General features: G+C 62.9%; 22 protein-coding genes. 15 read left to right on the forward strand and 7 right to left on the reverse strand.

Annotation, left to right across the window (positions count from 1 at the left end; genetic code table 11):
• Positions 1–39 precede the first annotated feature (39 nt).
• The 4 genes from efp (at position 40) to WIR04_RS15220 (ending at position 3354) form a co-directional block, all read left to right on the forward strand.
• Positions 40–606, forward strand: coding sequence for an elongation factor P (gene efp / locus WIR04_RS15205; protein ID WP_011707002.1), 567 nt, complete (start codon positions 40–42; stop codon positions 604–606).
• Positions 607–803: 197 nt separating this feature from the next.
• Entirely contained in the window at positions 804–1415 is a 612-nt protein-coding gene (locus WIR04_RS15210; RefSeq protein ID WP_262108710.1) for a DUF2238 domain-containing protein, read from the forward strand.
• Between the two features lie 108 nt (positions 1416–1523).
• Entirely contained in the window at positions 1524–2276 is a 753-nt protein-coding gene (locus WIR04_RS15215; RefSeq protein ID WP_025326114.1) for a DUF3530 family protein, read from the forward strand.
• A gap of 121 nt (positions 2277–2397) precedes the next feature.
• On the forward strand, positions 2398–3354 hold the full coding sequence (locus tag WIR04_RS15220) for a D-2-hydroxyacid dehydrogenase (protein WP_025326113.1): 957 nt from the start codon (positions 2398–2400) through the stop codon (positions 3352–3354).
• Between the two features lie 56 nt (positions 3355–3410).
• Here WIR04_RS15220 and WIR04_RS15225 read toward each other — a convergent pair whose 3' ends face one another.
• Positions 3411–3905, reverse strand: a complete 495-nt coding sequence (locus WIR04_RS15225; protein WP_025326112.1) for a glycine zipper domain-containing protein — start codon at positions 3903–3905, stop codon at positions 3411–3413.
• 244 nt (positions 3906–4149) lie between these two features.
• The gene (locus WIR04_RS15230) at positions 4150–5697 is read right to left on the reverse strand and encodes a GGDEF domain-containing protein (protein WP_338888001.1); all 1548 of its coding nucleotides are present in this window, start codon (positions 5695–5697) and stop codon (positions 4150–4152) included.
• Positions 5698–5978: 281 nt separating this feature from the next.
• Here WIR04_RS15230 and WIR04_RS15235 point away from each other — a divergent pair, with 281 nt between their 5' ends.
• Entirely contained in the window at positions 5979–6581 is a 603-nt protein-coding gene (locus WIR04_RS15235; protein ID WP_338888003.1) for a nitroreductase family protein, read from the forward strand.
• A 59-nt stretch (positions 6582–6640) separates the two neighbouring features.
• Here the strand turns inward: WIR04_RS15235 and WIR04_RS15240 are convergent, their stop codons facing one another.
• Together WIR04_RS15240 and WIR04_RS15245 are read right to left on the reverse strand one after the other, a co-directional pair.
• Entirely contained in the window at positions 6641–7294 is a 654-nt protein-coding gene (locus WIR04_RS15240; RefSeq protein ID WP_338888005.1) for an HAD-IA family hydrolase, read from the reverse strand.
• On the reverse strand, positions 7291–7515 hold the full coding sequence (locus WIR04_RS15245; RefSeq protein WP_025326108.1) for a hypothetical protein: 225 nt from the start codon (positions 7513–7515) through the stop codon (positions 7291–7293). Before WIR04_RS15245 ends, WIR04_RS15240 begins: the two co-directional genes overlap by 4 nt.
• 113 nt (positions 7516–7628) lie before the next feature.
• Between WIR04_RS15245 and WIR04_RS15250 the strand changes: the two genes are divergently transcribed.
• Positions 7629–8519: a LysR family transcriptional regulator gene (locus WIR04_RS15250; protein ID WP_338888008.1), complete on the forward strand. Its 891-nt coding sequence runs from the start codon at positions 7629–7631 to the stop codon at positions 8517–8519.
• A 98-nt stretch (positions 8520–8617) separates the two neighbouring features.
• Here WIR04_RS15250 and WIR04_RS15255 read toward each other — a convergent pair whose 3' ends face one another.
• Both WIR04_RS15255 and WIR04_RS15260 read right to left on the reverse strand, forming a co-directional pair.
• Complete coding sequence (locus WIR04_RS15255) at positions 8618–9196, reverse strand: isochorismatase family cysteine hydrolase (protein ID WP_338888009.1); 579 nt, start codon at positions 9194–9196, stop codon at positions 8618–8620.
• 33 nt (positions 9197–9229) lie between these two features.
• A complete protein-coding gene (locus tag WIR04_RS15260; RefSeq protein WP_338888011.1) occupies positions 9230–10393 on the reverse strand; it encodes an FAD-dependent monooxygenase in 1164 nt (387 codons plus the stop codon).
• A 226-nt stretch (positions 10394–10619) separates the two neighbouring features.
• Between WIR04_RS15260 and miaB the strand changes: the two genes are divergently transcribed.
• The 5 genes from miaB (at position 10620) to lnt (ending at position 16531) form a co-directional block, all read left to right on the forward strand.
• A complete protein-coding gene (gene miaB, locus WIR04_RS15265; RefSeq protein ID WP_025326104.1) occupies positions 10620–12053 on the forward strand; it encodes a tRNA (N6-isopentenyl adenosine(37)-C2)-methylthiotransferase MiaB in 1434 nt (477 codons plus the stop codon).
• Positions 12054–12102: 49 nt separating this feature from the next.
• Positions 12103–13161 (forward strand): PhoH family protein, encoded by a 1059-nt coding sequence (locus tag WIR04_RS15270; protein ID WP_338888016.1) that lies wholly within the window; start codon positions 12103–12105, stop codon positions 13159–13161.
• Entirely contained in the window at positions 13158–13628 is a 471-nt protein-coding gene (gene ybeY / locus WIR04_RS15275) for an rRNA maturation RNase YbeY (RefSeq protein ID WP_338888018.1), read from the forward strand. Before WIR04_RS15270 ends, ybeY begins: the two co-directional genes overlap by 4 nt.
• A 294-nt stretch (positions 13629–13922) precedes the next feature.
• Positions 13923–14804 (forward strand): CNNM family magnesium/cobalt transport protein CorC, encoded by an 882-nt coding sequence (corC, locus tag WIR04_RS15280; protein ID WP_338888020.1) that lies wholly within the window; start codon positions 13923–13925, stop codon positions 14802–14804.
• A 197-nt stretch (positions 14805–15001) separates the two neighbouring features.
• A complete protein-coding gene (gene lnt / locus WIR04_RS15285) occupies positions 15002–16531 on the forward strand; it encodes an apolipoprotein N-acyltransferase (RefSeq protein WP_338888022.1) in 1530 nt (509 codons plus the stop codon).
• 66 nt (positions 16532–16597) lie between these two features.
• Here lnt and WIR04_RS15290 read toward each other — a convergent pair whose 3' ends face one another.
• The gene (locus WIR04_RS15290; protein ID WP_025326099.1) at positions 16598–17080 is read right to left on the reverse strand and encodes a zinc ribbon-containing protein; all 483 of its coding nucleotides are present in this window, start codon (positions 17078–17080) and stop codon (positions 16598–16600) included.
• 234 nt (positions 17081–17314) lie between these two features.
• Here WIR04_RS15290 and leuS point away from each other — a divergent pair, with 234 nt between their 5' ends.
• From leuS to holA, 4 genes are all read left to right on the forward strand, one after another.
• Entirely contained in the window at positions 17315–19891 is a 2577-nt protein-coding gene (gene leuS, locus WIR04_RS15295; protein WP_338888026.1) for a leucine--tRNA ligase, read from the forward strand.
• 119 nt (positions 19892–20010) lie between these two features.
• Positions 20011–20493, forward strand: coding sequence for an LPS assembly lipoprotein LptE (lptE, locus tag WIR04_RS15300; RefSeq protein ID WP_041205225.1), 483 nt, complete (start codon positions 20011–20013; stop codon positions 20491–20493).
• A 13-nt stretch (positions 20494–20506) separates the two neighbouring features.
• The gene (locus WIR04_RS15305) at positions 20507–20629 is read left to right on the forward strand and encodes a hypothetical protein (RefSeq protein ID WP_338888030.1); all 123 of its coding nucleotides are present in this window, start codon (positions 20507–20509) and stop codon (positions 20627–20629) included.
• Positions 20629–21663, forward strand: coding sequence for a DNA polymerase III subunit delta (gene holA, locus WIR04_RS15310; protein ID WP_338888032.1), 1035 nt, complete (start codon positions 20629–20631; stop codon positions 21661–21663). The genes WIR04_RS15305 and holA overlap by 1 nt, the downstream gene beginning before the upstream one ends.
• Positions 21664–21705 lie beyond the last annotated feature (42 nt).

A 21705-nucleotide genomic window follows, 5' to 3' on the forward strand; every position in this document is an offset into this window, starting at 1 on the left:
ACAGTTTTTATCTGCCCGTATACGAACAGGAATTTTTACATGAAAACCGCACAGGAAATCCGCGCTGGTAACGTCGTCATGATCGGTACCGAGCCGATGGTGGTCCAGAAAGCCGAATTCAACAAATCCGGCCGTAACTCCGCCGTGGTCAAGATGAAGCTGAAAGGCCTGCTGAACGGCAGCGCCACCGAGACCGTATTCAAGGCCGACGACAAGCTGGAAGTCGTTCAGCTGGAGCGTAAAGAGTGCACCTACTCTTACTTCTCCGACCCCCTGTATGTCTTCATGGACACCGAGTACAACCAGTACGACGTCGAGAAAGACAACCTGGGTGACGCCCTGAACTACATGGTTGACGGCATGGAAGACATCTGCGAAGTGACTTTCTACAACGAGAAAGCCATCTCCGTCGAACTGCCGACCACCATCGTTCGCGAAGTCGAGTACACCGAGCCGGCCGCCCGTGGCGACACCTCCGGTAAAGTGACCAAGCCGGCCCGCCTGAAGGGCACCACCTACGAGCTGGCCGTTGCCGCCTTCGTAGAGATCGGCGACAAGATCGAAATCGACACCCGCACCGGCGAGTTCAAGCGTCGCGTCAACTGATCCGACGGCTTCACGCCAGTGTTGAAAAAAGCGAGCCCCGGCTCGCTTTTTCTTTATGGGCATCCGCCCTGCGATCATTCAGCCCCGGTCAGTGACAGCGGGCCGCCCATTGAGGGAGAATTCCCCTGCCCCCTTTCGTCTCGCGCCGATTGGGGCTACACCATGAAGTCAGGTTCCTCCTCCCTCACAGGCTCCCTATGACATCTCATCAAAAACTCCTGCTGTTGCTGCTCACCCTGGTGCTGCTGGTGCTCTCCGGCTGGCAACCCTATGACAGGGTCACCTGGTTGCTGGAAGTCGCCCCCGTGCTGATCGTCGTGCCGTTGCTGCTGCTGAGCCAGCGCAGCTACCCCCTCACCAGCCTGCTCTACCTCTGCATCTTCCTGCACGGGGCCGTGCTGATGCTGGGGGGCGCTTACACCTATGCCCGGGTGCCACTCGGTTTCGATCTGCAGCAGTGGTTCGAGCTCAGCCGCAACCCCTATGACAAGATTGGCCACTTCTTCCAGGGCTTCGTGCCCGCCCTGGCCTGCCGCGAGATACTGCTGCGCGGCCACCATGTGCAGGGCAAGAAGATGCTGGTGTTTCTGGTGATCTGCGTGGTGCTCGCCGTCAGCGCCAGCTATGAGCTCATCGAGTGGGGCGCCGCACTGGCACTGGGTCAGGGCGCCGACGAGTTCCTCGGCACCCAGGGGGATCCCTGGGATACCCAGTCCGACATCTTCTGTGCCCTGGTGGGGGCCGTCAGCGCCCTGTTGCTGCTCTCCCCCCTGCACGACCGCCAGCTCGGCAGGCTTGCCAGGCCCTGAGCCCGTCGAGGGAAGGGCTTGCCCCTTCCCTCTTTCTCCTGGATCCTCCGGGCCCCCCTTCAGAAATCAGGCGCGCCGCCGCTAACCCAGTCAACCGGGGAGCGCATCATGGCCAGATTATCCTTACCACTGCTGTTTTTGACCCTGCTGGCGAGCACCACCTTGCCGGCCAACGAGATCTCGCCCCCAGCCCCCCTCGATCACTGGCAGGAGAGCGACTGGAAGGGGGTGCCCGACAGCACCCGGATCGACAAGCAGAGGGTACTCTTCGCCAAGCACGACGGCGACAGCTACCTGGGGCTCGCCATACTGCTGCCGGACTGGCAGCGCAGCGGCCAGCTGTGGCAGCTGACTAGGGAGCTGGGGCGACTCGGCTTCGACACCCTGCTGCTGCTCCCCTCCCCCCAGCAGACAGAGCTGGATCCGGCCTCCGAGAAGAAGCAGGAGACCCTAGACGCGTTTCGCCAGCAATTTGCCGAGCGCATCGTCAAGCTCGGTGATGCCAAGCTGCAGGAGGGCGGCTTCAAGCTGCTGCTGGCGCAAGGCACCAGCGCGGCCTGGGCCGCCAACCTCATCACCAGCGAGCAGTTGCCCGCCCCCGATGCCCTGGTGCTGCTCGACGGTTTCTTTCCCAACCAGCTGAGCAACCAGACCCTGGCCAAGCAGGTGGCCCAGGCCAGCATTCCTACCCTGGATCTCTATCAGGAAGACGGGGGGCGCTGGCCCCTGCTGGCCGCCGAAGCACGCCGCAGCGAGAGCCGCCGTAGCCACAAGCTCAACTACCGTCCCTATGCCCTGATGGAGCTGGACGAAACGCCGGGGCGCATCCAGGGCTGGCTGACCCATCTGGGCTGGATCTGACCCGAACTGATAGAGAGTATGTAATTGGGCCATCCGGCCTGTCTGCATCCGGGCTGGTCAGCCACCCCCCATCTTTGGCATCATGGCGACTCCCACGCGGCAGCGAACGGCAGGAGGCTTCATGCAGCAAATCGTGTTTCTCGACAGTGACACCCTGGACGCCGGCATCAATCTGCGTCGCCCCGATTTCCCCCATCACTGGCAAAGCTATCCCGAGACGAGACCGGAACAGGTGGTGGAGCGGCTCAGGTGCGCCAGCATCGCCATCATCAACAAGATCCGCATCGGCAAGGACGAGCTGGCCCAGTTGCCGGAGCTGCGCCTGATCGCCCTGGCGGCCACCGGCAGCGACAACCTGGATCTGGAGGCGTGCCGCGCCGCCAATGTCGCCGTGTGCAACATCCGCAACTATTCGGGCCCCTCGGTTCCCGAACACGCCATGGCCCTGATGCTGGCCCTGTCACGCAACCTGTTCGCCTGGCGCCAGTCCCTGCTGGAGGGGCGCTGGCAGCAGAGCGGTCAGTTCTGTTTCTTCGATCACCCCATCATGGATCTGCACGGCAAGCGCCTCGGCATCATAGGCAAGGGCACCCTGGGTCAGGCCCTGGGGCAGAGAGCCAGCGCCATCGGCATGGAGGTCTTCTATGCCCAGAGCCAGGTCGGCGCCCCCGGGGATGAAGACAGATTGCCCCTGGAGGCCCTGCTGCAGAGTTCGGATGTGATCAGCCTGCACTGCCCGCTCACCCCCTACACCCGCCACCTCATCGGGGAGCGGGAGCTGGCCATGATGAAACCGGGGGCCCTGCTGATCAACGTGGGCCGCGGCGGCCTGGTGGACGAGCAGGCTCTGCTGGAGGCACTCGGCAACGGTCGCCTCGGCGGCGCCGGGTTCGATGTGGCAAGTGTCGAGCCGCCGCCCCCCGACCACCCCCTGATGCAGGCGCTGCGTTACCCCAACTTCATCCTGACGCCCCATGTGGCCTGGGCCAGCGAGGAGTCGATGCAGCGCCTCGCGGATCAGCTTATCGACAACATCAACGCCTTCGCCCTCGGCAGGCGCCAGCACCGGCTGGTCTAGACGACGGACACGAAAAAGGGGCCCCTGGCCCCCTTTTCATTATGCTCGGGATGACATCAGTCATCGTCGTGCCATCTGCGCTTCTTGTACTTCTTGTGATGCTTGTGGTGGCCATTGTGGTAGCCATTGTCACCCCGGTAGCGGTGGCCTCCCCGGTAGTCGTTGTTGGACTCGTGACCGTCACCGGTGCGAGCGCCGATAGCCGAGCCACCGGCCCCGCCGATACCGGCGCCGATCAGCTGGCCCGTGTTGCCACCCACGCTCTTGCCGATGGCGGCACCACCCAGGGCACCGACGGCACCACCCAGGGCCGCCTCATTCTTGTTGCCCCTGTCGGCCGTGGCCGCACCACCCGCCGCACCGCCGACTGCGGCTCCCACCAGGGCGCCGGTGTCGCCCCCCAGTTGCTTGCCTATCATGGTGCCCGCGACGCCGCCGACGCCACCACCGAGTATGGTGTTGACGGTCTCGGACGCCTGCGCCTGACCATTGCCCAACAGCAGCGCGCCCAGCAGCGCCACTGCGCTCATGCCGTATTTGTTCATCTCCATGGGGTACTCCTGTCAAACCTGATGTCTGATTGATTATTTTTCCCTGCACTATACAAAGCGCCCCGGACTCCGCTACTGGGATTACGGCATCTTCGCCGACAGGCTGACTGTCTCTGCTTCGCGACATGGCACAGTCACATGGGCTAACCGACTGAAAATGAATTAAAAAAAAAGGTCACATGGGAAATTATTCCCACTGTGACCCCTTTCTCGGCCATTCAGGCCCTTTTTCTCCCGATGACGGTCAGACAGATACTGTCACTACAACCCCTTTGGAGGGAGGCGAAGTGGCTGACAGATGCCAGCAGTCCCGTCCCTGCCGCTTGCTCTGGTACAGGCACTCATCCGCCCGATCGAGCAGGGCAGCGGCGTCATCCGGATAACGTGCCCCGCCCGCACTCAGGGTGATGCACTCCTCAAACTCGCGCCACTGCAGCGCCCGCACCCGGGCCAGCAGATGGGTCAGGCGATCCTCGACCTCTTCCTGCTCCCAGGGTAGCAGGGCCGCAAACTCATCCCCCCCGATCCGGTAGACCTGAGCCTCTCCCAGAGTTCTTGCCATTATGGTGGCCACCCGGAACAGCACCGCATCCCCCACTCCGTGCCCCCAGCTGTCATTGACGCGCTTGAAGCTATCCACATCAAACAACACCAGCCAGTGGGCCCTCTCCTCCTGCGCCAGCCTGGCCCTGTCCTGCTCGAAGGCCCGCCGGTTCATGATGCCCGTGAGGGGATCGTGTAGCAGGGCATCCTGCCCCTGCAGCAGACTGTTTCTCACCTGATTGATCTCCCCCAGGCTGCCGTGCACGAACCAGGTGCGCTGGCGCAGCTGGATCTCCATCAACGCCTCATCCTGGACGAGGCCGCTGAGGTAACGCTGCACCAGGGTCTGCTCCTGGCGAAAGATCCGCACCAGAAACAGCAGGCTGCACAGCCAGATGGCGAGCAGCGCCAGTGCGGGCAGCACCACCATCAGCAGGGTATCTTGCAGGTTGGCATGAAAGTGGGAGGGGGGCAGATAGATGTTGAGATCCCAGTCAATATCCGACAGCGGCTGCTTCAGGTAGCAACCTTCCCGGATCACGTTCAACACGGCCCCCTGACTCGGCGTGCCGGACACCGCAGGCAGCAGTGACAGATTGTGCCCCACCACCAGCCGGCCTCCCTTGCGCTCTGTGATGTAGAGGGCAACCTGATCGCCGCCCATTGCCCGTTGCAGCGCCGCCTGCAGCGAGTTGAACGACATGTCGACCATCAGCAGACCCAGCAGTTGCCCCTCGTCATCCTTGACCCGCTTGATCAGGGTCAGTACCTCGGCGTTGCCGCCGAACTCCTGATAGGGGCCAAACCAGAGCAGCTCCTCGCTGTCGCTGGCCAGGGTCTGATACCAGGGGCGCCTCTGCACCTGGTAGCCGGCTGGCATCTGCCAGTCGGGGTAGCTGTCGAGACGGTCGAAGCGGGTGTTGTAGAAGTAGAGGAAGTGGGCGTCGTGCTTGAACTGGTGGGCTATGGCCCAGATCCCGTTGATGGCCGAGGCTCCCCGCGCGATCGCCTGCTTGTCCAGAGAGTCCTCCAGCACGCCGAGCTGCCGCCGATTGGCCAGCACCATCTCGTGGATCAGGGTGGCGTCAATGGAGGTGAGCATGTGGCCATAGCCAGCCAGGGTCTTGTCAATGCTGCGCAGGTAGCTGGTCGCGGCCAGCAACAGGGTGGCGACCAGCACCAGGGCACCGAGCAGAAACGACAGCGGCGTCAATATGTAGTAGCGTTCCTTGATGATGGTTGCAGCCATGCCACCCTCTATAAAATGTCACGTAATATGCATTTTATAGTGGAAAACACCACCAATGTATTGATTGAAGTCATTAACAGCTACTGTAAATGACAACAAAGACATCAGCGTGCCATGCCCGATTTCGTCATGTGAATATCCATAAAAAGTAGAAACAGTCATCACCCAGCGTTGACGGTTTCTTGCACAGAAGGTGTTATAGTCCATGACTCGAGAAATCGGAGCCAGATGACCTTTTTCGGTAACGCTGGCAGCAACGATTCATCAACCAAGGAGATGTTATGAGCAGTCCGTTTATCGAACAGATCAAAGTACGTCGTACCATCTATGCCCTGGGTGACCAGGTAACCCATTCCGAAGCCCAGCTGACGGCCCTCATCAAGGAGGCCATCAAGCACAGCCCCTCCTCCTTCAACTCCCAGAGCTCCCGTGCCGTCATCCTGTTTGGCGAGCAGCACCACAAGCTGTGGGACATCGTCAAAGCTGAACTGAAAAAGATTGTGCCACCAGAGGCCTATCCCCAGAGCGAAGCCAAGGTAAATGGCAGCTTCCGCGCCGGTTTCGGGACTGTGCTGTTCTTCGAGGACACCGCCGTCATCAAGGATCTGCAGCAGAAATTCGCCCTCTATGCCGACAACTTCCCCATCTGGTCCGAACATGGCACCGGGATCGCCCAGTTTGCGGTCTGGACCACCCTGGCCCAGGAAGGCATAGGCGCCTCCTTGCAGCACTACAACCCGCTGATCGACGAAGCTGTCCGCAAGGAGTGGGACCTGCCCGCCAGCTGGCTGCTGCGTGCCCAGATGCCCTTTGGCAGCATAGAGCAACCGGCCGGTGACAAGACCTTCATGGACGACGAGGTCCGCTTCCGGGTCTTCAAGTAATCCAGGCGCCTCGCCCGCTCAAGCCCCCGCTCGCCGGGGGCTTTTTTGTCGCCTGCCTCTCAGGTCGGCAGCCTCACTTGCATGGGGTCTGCTTCCTTCGCAACCACAGTCACCTGACGCCAATCGGGGATCACCGCCACGACCGCCGGATCGAGCCGCCTGTCGCCCCCGATCTGCACCACGGGGCAGCCGGCCTGCAGGGCGCTGAGTATCCCCGCCGGGGCATCCTCGAACACCAGGCAGTCGGAGGGGGCAAGACCAAGCTGACGTGCGGCGAGCAGATAAGGCTCGGGATCCGGCTTGCCCCGCACCACCTCCTCTGCCCCGATCAATAGTCTCGGCAACGGCAGCCCGGCACTGGCCAGGCGGTGCCGCGCCACCCGCTGGCTCGCGGAGGTCACCAGCGCCCAGCGATCCGGCGCCAAGGCCGCCAGCAGGGGGCGGGCCCCGGCGACAGCCTCGGCCACCCCCGCATGCCGGATCTCCAACTCGTCGAGCAGCGCCACTTCCCGGGCCAGATCCAGCTGCGGCGCCAGCGCACGGATCACCTCCCGCGAGCGCACCCCGTGGCACATGGCCAGCACAGGCTCGGGATCCAGCCGATGACCCTGGCACCAGAGCCGCCAGACGGTCTCCACCTCGGTGGTGGAGTGCACCAGGGTGCCGTCCATGTCCAGCAGCAGGGCCTCGGCCCTCAGGGTGAGCATGGTCATGCGGTTCTCCCCGCCAGCACATCGACGAAGGCCTGCCGCTGGGCCGATTGCTCATAGCAGGCGAGCGCCTGCTCGGTATTGCTCGCCCACACCGGCAGGGGTCCGACGGCAAACCCCTGCTGCAACAGGCTGGTCAACAGCTCACCCGTCTCCGGTGCCGCCAGTGGCTGGGCCATTACCAGGCTTCCCTTGATCAAGAACAGATAGCGTTCGCTCGACATGACATGACTCCTTGTGGCTGGTCAGAGGGCAAAAGGCCCGTTTCGAGACCATTAGAACAAGGCAGTTAGATAATTTATAATCAATAAATAGCTACATTGGATAACCAAATGGAATGAAATTCGACTTAAGACAGCTGCAGGCCTTCGTCATGCTGGCCGAGACCGCCAACTACCGGGAAGCCGCCAGCCGACTCTTCATCACCCAGCCGGCGCTGACCAAGCAGATCCAGGGGCTGGAGCTGGCGCTCGGCAGCACCCTGTTCAACCGGGGTCGCCATGGCGCCGAGCTGACCGCCATCGGCACCCAGTTGCTGCCCCAGGCCCGCGCCCTGGTGGAGCACGGCAAGGGATTCGAGCACCACGCCCTGGCACTGGCGAGTGGCGCCGCCGGACGCCTCAAGATAGGGTTCGGGCTGTCGAGCTTCGCACTGGCCCCCTCCCTGGTGGCCCGCTTCAAGCAGCAGGCCCCCGATGTGATGGTGCACCTGCAGGACATGACCTCCGCCGTCCAGCACGATCTGCTGCTGGCAGGGCGGCTGCAGATAGGCTTTATGCGCAGGCCACAGGCGCCACAGCTGAGGGAGCACAGGTTGCTGACCGACCGGCTGGTGCTGGCCGTGCCGAGCCAGATGACGGGGCCGGATCCGGCTGCGTTCGATGTGGAGCGGGCGCTGACCACGCAGCCACTGTTGCAGATGGTGGGCCACCGCTGCCCCGGCCTCAGCCAGCAGATCGCCCGCTTCCTCGGCGCCAACCGCCTGACCGGCATGATCCAGGAGGCGGAAGACATCCAGACCCTGGTGGCCCTGGTGGCCGCCGGCATAGGCAACGCCATACTGCCCCGCAGCGTCGGCTTCATCGCGGGCAAGGACGTGACCCTCTATCCCCTGTCCGGCCCCTGGTCCGAGTGGGAGATAAGCCTGGTGTGGAACCCCGACTTTGCGGATCCCATTCGCGATCGCTTCCTGACCCTGGTCAGGGCCATGCACCCGGAGGCCGAATAAGACGGCGGCAAACCAAGGGGATGACCACGATCTCTCGTGCTAGCTGGAAGAGTGGGAGCAGGAACACGCACTCATATGATATGCGCGTCCTCAAGGCCTTAGCCGGGATCTGACTGCAGCTCGGCCACCTTGATCACCTCGGCGATGCGACCGAGCTGGCGCAGGGAGGCATGGTGCTCATTGGCATCGGCGGCGGCGCAGGCATCTTCCAGTATGGTGATGGCGTAGTCCCGATCGTGCCCATCCCGGGCGGCGGCCTGAATGGCCCAGCCGGTGCTCACCCCGCACAGATAGAGGTGATCGATGTGATTGGCCCGCAGTGCAGGCTCCAGCGCCGTGCCGTAGAAGGGGCTGACCCTGGGTTTGGTCAGCACCAGATCCCCGGGCTCGACATCCAGCTCGGAGTGAAAGTCGGTGCCGCTATCGGCCAGGGAGAGGGCGCCCTGCTGGTGAGCCCGGCCAAACATGGGGGAGCCCTTGGGTTGCAGAAGATAGCCGCTATCGAAGCCGACCTTGATGAGCACCACCAGCCAGCCCCTGGCACGGGCATGGGCCAGCGCCTGGTTGGCATGGAGGATGGCATCCTGCTCCTGCACATGGGCCGCCGAGGCGGCGATGCGCCCGTCCGGGTGGGCAATGTCGTTGATAAAGTCGATCACCAGCAATGCCTTGTTCATGCTTCTGCCTCCTCGTCGTCAATGTCCTGCTGCCTACACCAGCCCCAGGGCGTAGCGTAGCGCCATCTCCTTGAGCGGGCCCGCCTTGTCCGCCAGGGTCAGGGCCAGATTGCGGGTCAGGCGCAGCGGCCCTATGTCGTTGCTGAACACCCCGTAGAAGAGATCCATCCCCGACTGCATCAGCAGGTTGTCTGGGCGGCGACGGTGCTCGTAGCGGCTGGCCAGGCTGATGTCGTGCCAGGCAGTCCCCGCCTTGCCGAGCAGCTCGGCCCAGCAGGCCACGTCCTTGAAGCCGAGGTTGACCCCCTGCCCCGCCAGCGGGTTGATGGTGTGGGCGGCGTCGCCGAGCAGCACCACCCGGCCGGCGTGGTAGTGGTTGGCGTGGCGGCGCACCAGGGGGAAGCTCCCCTTGCCGGTCACCTGGAAGCCGCCGAGCCGGGCCGGGAAGTGACGGCGCACCTCGGCGGCCAGGGCCTCGTTGCCCATGGCGGCCAGGGCACGGATGCGGGCGGGGCTGTCATACCACACCAGGGAGCCGTGCCGGCCCGGCAGCGGCAGGAAGGCGCGCGGGCCGCTCGGGGTGAACTGCTGCCAGGTGATGTCTTCCTGCTCGAAGTCGGTATCTATGTTGATCAGCATGCAGTGCTGGCGGTACTCGAAGCGCGACACCCCTATGCCGGCGAGACGCCGGGTGTGGGATTCGGCGCCATCGCAAGCCAGCACCCAGCGCGCCTGCAGCTCGGTGCCATCGTCGAGCAGCAGGCTGGCGTGCCCGGCACTTTGCTGCAGCCGGACAACAGCCGCCGGGGTGTGGGTCTGGATATTGGGGAAATCTTCCATTCGCCTCAGCAGGGCGAGCTGCACCAGCCGGTTCTCGATGATGTAGCCGAGCTGGGGCAGTCCCAGCTCCGCCGAGTCGAAGCGGGTGGCGAAGCCGTCCAGCTCCCAGGTCTCCAGCCGGCGGTAGGGGCACAGCCGCATCTGCTGCAGGTGCGACCAGGCACCGGCCTTGTCCAGCAGCGCCACCGAGGCCTGGCTGATGGCGGAGACCCGCAGATCCAGCGGCTGATCCGGGGCGTAATGTTCCGGCAACCGGGTCTCGATGACCCGCACGTTGAGACCCTCTGCCGCCAGCAGGCAGGCGGTGGCGGCACCCACCATGCCGGCGCCGACGATGGCGATATCACACTGTTCCATAACTTGATTCCTGCAAGGGGTCGCCCCGGACAAGGAGAGAGGGGGCGAACCGAATGGGGCATGATAACGCAAGGAGACCGGATAAACAGTGAGTCAGACGGGCAATTGCCGCGACGGGCCAGGCCATCTGGCGGTGGCGCGGCCCCAGACTGGTCAGCACCGGGATTGCGGAGTAAAATGGCCGGTCCTTTGACCCTGCCGATCTTAAACACTGTCAAGAGTAGCAATGAGCAAGAAACTTCATATCAAGACCTGGGGCTGCCAGATGAACGAGTACGACTCGTCCAAGATGGCCGACCTGTTGGACGCCAGCAATGGCTACACGCTGACCGAAGAGCCCGAGGAGGCAGACGTCCTGCTGCTCAATACCTGCTCCATCCGTGAAAAGGCCCAGGAGAAGGTGTTCCACCAGCTCGGTCGCTGGAAGAAGCTCAAGCTGAAAAAACCGGGACTGGTGATAGGCGTGGGTGGCTGTGTCGCCTCCCAGGAAGGGGAAGCCCTGCGCAGCCGGGCGCCCTATGTGGACATCGTCTTCGGTCCCCAGACCCTGCACCGCCTGCCCGCCATGATCAAGCAGGTCCAGGAGGGGCGCGGTGCCCAGGTGGACATCGCCTTCCCCGAGATCGAGAAGTTCGACAATCTGCCGGAGCCCCGTGCCGAGGGGGTCACCGCCTTCGTCTCCATCATGGAAGGCTGCTCCAAATACTGCTCCTTCTGCGTGGTGCCCTACACCCGCGGCGAGGAGGTGAGCCGGCCGCTCGACGACGTGCTCTACGAAATCGCCCAGCTCGCCCAGCAGGGGGTGCGCGAGGTGAACCTGCTCGGCCAGAACGTCAACGCCTACCGCGGTCCGACCTTCGATGGCAATGACTGCACCTTCGCCGAGCTGCTGCGCCTGGTGGCCGCCATCGACGGCATCGATCGCATTCGCTACACCACCAGCCATCCCATCGAGTTCACCGACGACATCATAGAGGTCTACAAGGACACGCCGGAAGTGGTCAGTTTCCTGCACCTGCCGGTGCAGAGCGGCTCGGATCGCATCCTGACCATGATGAAGCGCCCGCACACAGTGCTGGAGTACAAGTCCAAGATCCGCCGCCTGCGCGCCGCCCGTCCCGACATCACCATGAGTTCCGACTTCATCGTCGGCTTCCCGAACGAGACGGACGAGGATTTCGAGGCCACCATGAAGCTCATCGAGGAGATCAACTTCGACATGAGTTTCAGCTTCATCTACAGCCCGCGCCCCGGCACCCCGGCCGCCGATCTGCCGGACGACGTCGACATGGAGGTGAAGAAGGCCCGCCTCACCCGCCTGCAGAACCAGATCAATCACCAGTCCATGCTCATCGGCCGCGCCATGTTGGGCTCGGTGCAGCGCATCCTGGTGGAGGGCCCCTCCAAGATGGATCCCATGCAGCTCAGTGGCCGCACCGAGAACAACCGGGTGGTCAACTTCGAGGGGCCGCACCGTCTCATCGGCGGCTTCGCCGACGTGGAGATCACCGACGTGCGCCCCTACTCCCTGCGTGGCCGCTTCATCCGCGGCGAGGACGAAATGAATCTGCGCATCGCCACGGCGCCGAGCGAAATCCTGGCTCGCCGTCCGGACAACGTCCCCGATGATCTCGGGGTGGCGGCCTTCAGACCCCATTAATTTTCTCCCCCCTCCCGAGGGCGGGGGGAACAGCCGATACGAGGACACCTTGAGCCGACACATCTCGACCCTGAACCTGCACCTGGAACCCGCCGACAACCTGCGTCTCGCCAGCCTGTGCGGCCCCTTTGACGACAACCTCAAGCAGCTGGAGCGCCGTCTCGGCATCGAGATCAGCTACCGTGACAACCACTTTCAGCTGCTCGGCAAGCAGGCCCAGATAGATGCGGCGGCCGTCATCCTCAAGCACCTCTATGTGGAGACCCAGCCCCTCAAGGGGGGCAAGGTGACCGACATCACCCCCGAGATGGTGCACCTGACGGTGCAGGAGTCCCGTGTGCTGGAGCAGGACGATGACGAGGCGCCGAGCCAATCCTATGGCAAGGAGGTGACGGTCAAGACCAAGCGCGGTCTTATCAAGCCGAGGAGCCCCAATCAAGCCCAGTACATCGCCAACATAGTGCGCCACGACATCAGCTTCGGTATAGGCCCGGCCGGCACCGGCAAGACCTATCTGGCGGTGGCCGCAGCCGTGGATGCCCTGGAGCGCCAGGAGATCCGTCGCATCCTGCTGACCCGCCCGGCGGTGGAAGCCGGTGAGAAGCTCGGCTTCCTGCCCGGGGATCTCTCCCAGAAGGTGGATCCCTACCTGCGCCCCCTCTACGACGCTCTGTTCGAGATGCTGGGCTTCGAGCGCGTCGAGAAGCTGATGGAACGCAACATCATCGAGGTGGCGCCGCTTGCCTATATGCGCGGAAGAACCTTGAATGACGCCTTCATCATCCTGGACGAGGCCCAGAACACCACCACCGAGCAGATGAAGATGTTCCTGACCCGCATCGGCTTCAACTCCAAGGCGGTGGTCACCGGCGACATCACCCAGGTGGACTTGCCGCGCAGCACCAAATCCGGCCTGCGCCACGCCCTGGAAGTGCTGCAGGGAGTCGATGGCCTGTCGTTCAACTTCTTCGAATCCAAAGACGTGGTGCGCCACCCCGTGGTGGCCCGTATAGTGCAGGCCTACGAGGCGTTCGACGCCCAGCAGGCGGCCGAGAAGAGCGCCTCCAATACCCGCAACGAGAACACCAGCAAAGAGAGTGCCCAATGAGCGTGACCCTGGATCTGCAGCTGGCCTGCGCCAGCACCGACGGCCTGCCGACCGAAGCCCAGCTGCAAGGCTGGCTCGATGGCACCATTCTGGGTTTCCAGGAGGAGGCCGAGGTGACGGTACGGCTGGTGGACGAGGCGGAGAGTCGAGAGCTCAACCACACCTATCGCGGCAAGGACAAGCCCACCAACGTGCTCTCCTTCCCGTTCGAGGCGCCGCCCGGCCTGGAACTCCCCCTGCTCGGGGATCTGGTGATCTGTCGCCAGGTGGTCGAGGCCGAGGCCGTCGAGCAGCACAAACCGCTCATGGCCCACTGGGCTCACATGGTTGTGCACGGCAGTCTGCATCTGCTAGGTTATGACCATATCGAGGACGAGGAGGCCGAGGAGATGGAGCAGCTCGAACGCGACATCATGCAGGAACTCGGCTTTGCGGATCCCTACCTCGACGACGAAGTCGAAGGATAAGGTGAATAGGAAGCCGAGGAGATGGTGCGGTTCAAGAACGCGACATCATGCAGGAACTCGGCTTTGCGGATCCCTACCTCGACGACGAAGTCGAAGGATAAGGTGAATAGGAGGCCGAGGAGATGGTGCGGTTCAAGAACGCGACATCATGCAGGAACTCGGTTTCCCCGACCCCTATCCAAATGATGAAGAGTAAAGGCTGACGAGGCGATCACGGCATTGAAACACGCCGCTGTCATCCTTATATAACCAAGACAATATCCCCTGTGTTCACACGAGTAACCAAGAGAGAAAATGACCGACGATCACCCTAGTACCGGCTCGCCGAAGAAAACCTGGCTCGACAAGCTCAGCCAACTCTTCCAGGGCGAGCCAAAAGACCGCAATGATCTGGTGGAAGTCATCGCCGACGCGGAAGAACGCGACCTCATCGATCAGGACACCAAGGACATGATCGAGGGCGTGCTCGAAATTGCCGAGCTGCGCGTGCGTGACATCATGATCCCCCGCTCCCAGATGGTGACCATAGAGAAGTCCCAGCCTGTGGACGACTTCCTGCCCGTCATCATCGAATCCGGCCACTCCCGCTTCCCGGTGATCAACGAAGACAAGGATCACGTGGAGGGCATCTTGCTCGCCAAGGATCTGCTGCCGTTCGGCTTTGGCGGCCATCACGCCAGCGAGCCGCTGCAGCTCGAGAAGATCCTGCGCCCCACTGTGATAGTGCCGGAAAGCAAGCGGGTCGATCGCCTGCTCAAGGAGTTCCGCGAAGAGCGCTACCACATGGCCATAGTGGTGGACGAGTTCGGCGGAGTCTCCGGTCTGGTGACCATAGAAGACATTCTGGAGCTCATCGTCGGGGAGATAGACGACGAGTTTGACGACATAGAGGACGAGCCGGAAGAGATCCGCCGCATCAGCAAACGGGTCTTCTCGGTCAGCGCGCTGACCGAGATCGAAGATTTCAACGACTTCTTCGGCACCCAGTTCAGCGATGAAGAGGTGGACACCGTCGGCGGCCTGGTGATGCACGCCTTCAGCCACCTGCCCAAGAAGGGCGAGGAGATAGAGCTGGACGGCTACCTGTTCAAGGTGATGCACGCTGACCGTCGTCGCCTGCAGCAGTTGCAGGTGAAGATCCCGGAGAATCACGTGGCGGCCCAGCCGGAGTCCTGATCCCGCGCTCCCGCGCCGTCAATCAACGCCCCTGCTTTCAGGGGCGTTTGTCATTCTGCCGCCCCCGCGCCTTCCCATTCCCCTGCTGCGCCCCCCTTCGACATCCGGCTGGCCGGGAGGCTCGCCGTTGGCGCTGTTTGCGGTTAAGATGTCGGCCATTCCACTTTTATTCAGCCCAATTCGAGCCCCGATCCCCCGTGAAATCGAAACTTCTGACAAGCCTGTTCGCCCTGGCCTCTGGCGCCATCGCCGTGCTGGCCTTCTCCCCTTTCGGCTACTGGCCTCTGGTGATCCTCTCCCTGCTCGGCCTCTATGCCCTGCTGGACAAGGCCAACCCCAAGCAGGCGGCCTGGCGCGGCTTCGGCTATGCCATGGGGCTGTTTCTGCCCGGACAGTGGTGGATCCATGTCAGCATGACGGAGTTTGGCGGAATTCCGCTGCCCGCCGCCTTCGTGCTGCTGGCCGGCCTCTGCGCCTATCTGTCCCTCTATCCGACCCTGGCCTGCTGGGCCTTCGCCCGCTTCTTTGGCGGTCGCCACTGGAGCCGCTGGCTGCTCGCCTTCCCGGCGCTCTGGCTGATGGCCGACTGGCTGCGGGGCTGGGTGATGACCGGCTATCCCTGGCTCTGGTTTGGCTACACCCAGATAGACGGCCCCCTCAAGGGCTTCGCCCCCATCCTCGGGGTGCAGGGCATCACCCTGGCCCTGCTGCTCACCACCTCCGCCCTCTGGCTCACCTGGCAGAGCCGCAAGCCGGCCTGGCTGCTGCTGCCGGTCGTGCTGGTCGGCGCCGCCCAGGGGCTGATGCAGCTCAACTGGGTGACCCGGGGCGAACCGGTCAAGGTGGCCCTGGTGCAGGGCAACATAGCCCAGTCCCTCAAGTGGGATCCCGAGGCCCTGATCCCCACGGTGCGTACCTATCAGGATCTCAGCCGCGAGAACCAGGACGCCGATATCATCATCTGGCCGGAATCGGCGATCCCGGCCATCGAGAAGGAGATGGGCACCTATCTGGAGAGCCTGGACAAGGCGATGAAGGTGAACGACACCGGCCTGCTGGCGGGGATCATCCATTACGATCTGAAGCAACAGCGCTTCTACAACACAGTGCTCGGCATGGGGGTGCAGGATCTGGACGGCAAGGAGTCCTATCACTACGAGCACAAGAACCGCTACTACAAGTACCACCTGCTGCCCATCGGCGAGTTCGTGCCCTTTGAAGACCTGTTGCGCCCCATAGCCCCCTTCTTCAACCTGCCCATGTCCTCCTTCAGCCGGGGGGACGAGGTGCAGCCGAACCTGATCGCCAAGGGGCTCAAGTTTGCCGCCGCCATCTGCTACGAGATCATCTTCCCGGACGAGGTGCGCCGCAACGTCCAGCCGGACACCGACTTCCTGCTGACTGTCTCCAACGACGCCTGGTTCGGCACCAGCATCGGCCCCTGGCAGCACATGGAAATTGCCCGGATGCGCGCCCTGGAGCTGGCTCGCCCGCTGCTGCGCGACACCAACACCGGCATCACCATAGTCACCGAGATAGACGGCAGCATCCTGGGCCAGATCCCCCAGTTCGAGGCCGGGGTATTGCGTGCCGAGGTGCGCCCTGCCCACGGCCAGACCCCCTATCTGCGCTTTGGCAGCTGGCCCATGTACGCGCTGGCCGCCCTGCTGCTCGGACTGGCGCTGGTGCTGCGGCCCCGCGCCCACCCCTGGGCTCGCCAGCGTTAAGCGAGCCTGGCCCATATAGAAGAGGCGCCCTCATGGGGCGCCTCTTTCTTTATCGATTCACTTATCTCAAGGGGAAAGCGGCTCCCTGTGATACTCGTCTGCACCACACTCCGGGCAGGTACCGAGCTGCTCCGGGTGCAGCACAGTGTGGCGCCACTCACAGTGATCGCACACCAGCACCCCGAGCCCCACCCAGTCGCCAGCCCGATAGACGCCCTTGTGTTCCAGCTCGTCCGCCAGCTCACTCCACTCCACCTGGGCACGGTCGGTCACGTCCGCCAGCCAGGACCACACTGTATCTTTCAATGCCAGCATAAAGGCGGACTCGGGCGCCTCGGCGCGGCTCTCGTCGTAGTTGCCGAGATCCCGCTTCACATACTCGGCGATCAGCGCCAGCTCATCCTGGGTCAGATCGCCGGCCGCCTCCAGATAGGCCTGTACCTTGGCGATCATCCGGTTGAGGCGTTCCCCCTGAAACTCTTCGGTCTCCTCCCACTGCTTCTTGAGCTGGGCGATGAAGGCTTCATACCCTTGTCGACGTTTGTCCATGGCCATTACTCCTCTGCTGAACCCTGATCGTGCCCGGCCTGAGCCAGAGACTGAGCGGTGCAGGCGGTGGTTGCCGCCCTCTGTCACCCTTGCTGCTCCGCGAAACCTCGATGCTGCCCGGGTCGGCCTGAGACTGGGCGGATGCTGGCGGTTGTTGCCGCCGCAGGATATGGGTATTCTATCGGGATTTCCCAGCTGATTTATCTATTCATTTCACAGATCCGGATGTCACCAATGCAAGAGCAATACGTTCCCCAATCCATAGAACCAGCAGTGCAAAAGCACTGGGATGCCAAGAAAACCTTCAAGGCCGTGGAGAAAGTAGACAAGGAAAAGTTCTACTGCCTCTCCATGTTCCCTTATCCGTCTGGTCGTCTACACATGGGGCACGTGCGTAACTACACCATAGGTGATGTGATCTCCCGTTATCAACGGCTCAATGGCAAGAATGTGCTGCAACCCATCGGCTGGGATGCCTTCGGTCTGCCGGCGGAAAACGCCGCCATCAAGAACGCCACTGCACCGGCCCCCTGGACCTACGAAAACATCGAATACATGAAGAACCAGCTCAAGATGCTGGGTCTGGGTTATGACTGGGATCGCGAGTTGGCCACCTGCAAGCCGGACTACTACCGCTGGGAACAGTGGTTCTTCACCAAGCTCTACGAGAAGGGTCTGGTCTACAAGAAGACCTCCTCCGTCAACTGGTGCCCGAACGACATGACGGTGCTGGCCAACGAGCAGGTGATCGACAACTGCTGCTGGCGCTGCGATACCCCGGTGGAGCAGAAAGAGATCCCCCAGTGGTTCATCAAGATCACCGACTACGCCGAAGAGCTGTTGAATGACATCGACAACCTGGAAGGCTGGCCAGAGATGGTCAAGACCATGCAGCGCAACTGGATTGGTCGCTCCGAAGGGGTCAACATCAGCTTCGCCATCGAGGGTCAGGCCGAGCAGCTGGAGGTCTACACCACCCGCCCGGACACCTTCATGGGCGTGACCTATGTGGGCATTGCCGCCGGTCACCCGCTGGCCGCACAGGCTGCCGCAACCAATCCGGAACTGGCCGCCTTTATCGAGGAGTGCAAGCACACCAAGGTTGCCGAGGCTGACATGGCGACCATGGAGAAGAAGGGCATGGCCACCGGCCTCTACGCCATTCACCCACTGGATGGCCGCAAGGTGCCGGTCTGGGTCGCCAACTTCGTGCTGATGAACTACGGCACCGGTGCCGTGATGGCGGTACCGGGTCACGACCAGCGTGACTTCGAATTCGCCACCAAATACGGCCTCGACATCAAGGCGGTGATCAAGCCGGCCGATGGCGAGGTGAATGTGAGCGAAGCGGCCTACACCGAAAAGGGCGTGCTGTTCGACTCCGGCGAGTTCGACGGTCTCGACTTCCAGGGTGCCTTCGATGCCATCGCCAGCAAGCTGGAAGCCCTCGGCCACGGCAAGCGCACCGTCAACTACCGCCTGCGCGACTGGGGCGTCTCCCGTCAGCGTTATTGGGGTGCCCCCATCCCCATGTTGACCCTGGCTGACGGCACCGTAGTGCCGACCCCGGAAGATCAACTGCCGGTGCTGCTGCCGGAAGATGTGGTGATGGACGGCATCCAGAGCCCCATCAAGGCCGATGCCGAGTGGGCCAAGACCAGTTACAACGGCCAGGAAGCGTTCCGCGAGACCGATACCTTCGATACCTTTATGGAGTCTTCCTGGTACTACGCGCGCTACTGCTCCCCCGACTACGACAAGGGCATGCTGGACCCGGCTGCCGCCAACCACTGGCTGCCGGTGGATCAGTACATCGGCGGCATCGAGCACGCCTGTATGCACCTGCTCTACGCCCGCTTCTTCCACAAGCTGCTCCGTGATGCCGGTCTGGTCAACAGCGACGAGCCGTTCAAGCGCCTGCTCTGCCAGGGCATGGTGCTGGCCGACGCCTTCTACTACAAGGACGAAAAAGGCGGCAACGTCTGGGTCAGCCCGACCGACGTCAAGGTAGAGCGTGACGACAAGGGTCGCATCACCAAGGCCGTCGATCTTGAGGGCCGCGAGGTGATCCACTCCGGCATGACCAAGATGTCCAAGTCCAAAAACAACGGCATAGACCCGCAGCTGATGGTCGAGCGTTACGGCGCCGATACCGTCCGCCTGTTCATGATGTTCGCCTCCCCGGCCGACATGACCCTGGAGTGGTCCGACTCCGGCGTAGAGGGTGCCCAGCGTTTCCTGCGTCGCCTGTGGCGCACCACCTTCGAGCACATCTCTGGTGGCGCCGTTGCCGCGCTGAATGCAGGCGCACTCAGCAGCGAGCAGAAGGCAGTGCGTCGCGAGCTGCACAAGACCATCGCCAAGGTGAGCGACGATGTGGGTCGCCGTCAGACCTTCAACACCGCCATCGCCGCCATCATGGAGCTGATGAACAACCTGGCCAAGCTGGACTCTGACGAGCAGGACCGCGCCCTGATGCAGGAAGCGCTGGAAGCCGTCGTCGTCATGCTCTACCCCATCACCCCGCACATCGGCTTCGAACTGTGGAAGATGCTGGGCAAGGAAGGGGACATCGACGTCGCGGCCTGGCCGGTGGCGGATGAAGCCGCCATGGTCGAGACCGAAAAGCTGGTGGTGGTGCAGATCAACGGCAAGATGCGCGGCAAGCTGACAGTGCCGGCCGACATCAGCCAGGCCGACGTCGAGAAACTGGCCATGGCCGATGCCTCGGTGCAGAAGTTCACCGAAGGCCTGACAGTGCGCAAGGTCGTCTATGTACCGGGCAAGCTGCTCAACATAGTCGCAAACTGAGGATAACCAGCACTCCCGCCCTCCTCCCCTGTCGGGGGAGGAGGGCTGCAGGGTCTGAATCTATATGTGACGGCGGGCAAGCGCCCGCCGTTCTTCACTTGATGCAAAGAGGAATTCACATGGGCATGTCCCTCACTCGCTGGATTGCCATCATGCTGACGGGCCTGCTGTTGCAGGCCTGCGGTTTTCAGATGCGGGGAACCGCCATCCCCCCGGAGCTGATGACCATGAAGGTGGTCGGTGACAACAAGAGCGACTTCTATCGGCTGGTGACCACCCGCCTCAAGGCCTCGGGGGTGACTCTGGCGGACAAGGAAGGCATTCCGGTGCTGACCCTGTCCGGGGTACGCAGCAGCAGCCAGGTTGCCTCCGTCGACTCCATAGGCCAGGACCGCGAGTACCTGCTGGGTTACAGCACCCAGTTCACCGTCTCCATGCCGGGCAAGCCGACCCAGGTCTTCCCCATCACCTTCAACCGCAGCTTCCTGAACAAGCCGGATGCGGCGCTGGCCTCCTCCCGCGAGCAGGAGCAGCTTGGCAAGGAGATGCAGGAGCAGGCTGCCAATCTGGTGATCCGCCAGCTGAGCCAGGTCAAGTTCTGATGCGGGTATCCTGATGAGAATCTACCTCGAGCAGGTCGCCGATCTGGTGATCCATCAACCCGAGCCAGGCCAAGTTCTGATGCGAGTCTGCCCAAAGCAGTCTGCAGAACACCAACTCAACCAGGGCAAGTGCTGATGCGGATCTATCCCGAGCAGTTTGCGGACCATCTCAAGGCAGGGCTCAAGCCCTGCTATCTCGTTTTTGGTGACGAGCCGCTGCTCAAGCTCGAGGCCATCGACGCAGTGCGTCAGGTGGCCCGCAAACAGGGTTTCGATGAGCGCCACAGCTTCGTGGTGGAAGCCGGGCTGGACTGGAATCAGGTCTATGACGCCTGTCAGGCCATGAGTCTCTTCTCGGCCCGCCAGATCATCGAGCTGGAGCTGCCCGCCAAGGTCGACAAGGATCTCGCCGCCCGCATCACCGAGATCGGCAAGCAGCTGCATCCCGACCTGCTGCTGGTGCTCTCGGGGGGGCGTCTCAATCAGACCCAGATGAAGGCAGCCTGGTTCGACAAGCTGAGCCAGAGCGGCACCTATGTGCCGGTCAATCACCCCGAGCCCCGCTTCTTCCCGCGCTGGATGAGTGCGAGGTTTCAACGCTTTGGCCTCAAGGCACTGCCGGATGCGGTCAACTTCATGTGTCACGCCTTCGAGGGCAACCTGCTGGCCGCGAGTCAGGAGATAGAGAAGCTGACCCTGCTCGGCCCGCCCCAGCCCATCAGCGTCGCCTATCTGCAAGAGACCATCATACGCCACGCCCACTTCACCCCCTTCCAGCTCGTCGATACCCTGCTGGAGGGCAAGGTGAACCGGGCCCAGCGCATACTGCTGGCGCTGCGGGCAGAGGGCACCGAGCCCGGCATGCTGGCCTGGACCCTGTGCCGGGAGCTGGAGCAGCTCACCGAGCTGGCCCTGGCCGCCCGTGCCGGTCAGCCGCTGGTGGAACACTTCAGCCGGTTGCGCATCTGGCAGAGCCGCCAGCAGCTCATTCAGCAAGCCCTGACCCGGCTGCCCGTTGGCAAGATACAGCAGCTGTGGCAACTGATGGCCCGGCTGGATGACGCCCAGCGCCGGTTCGACACCGAGCAGGCCTGGCTGATGTTGCAGACCATAGCCCTGGGTTTTCGCGATGGCACGCCGCTGCCCCTGCTGGAGGTGGACCCATGCTGAGCGCCCCCATCGAACGCCAGGACGGCCCCTTGGCCCCCCTCC

It is taken from the genome of Aeromonas rivipollensis (genome assembly GCF_037811135.1).
GTDB lineage: Bacteria > Pseudomonadota > Gammaproteobacteria > Enterobacterales > Aeromonadaceae > Aeromonas > Aeromonas rivipollensis.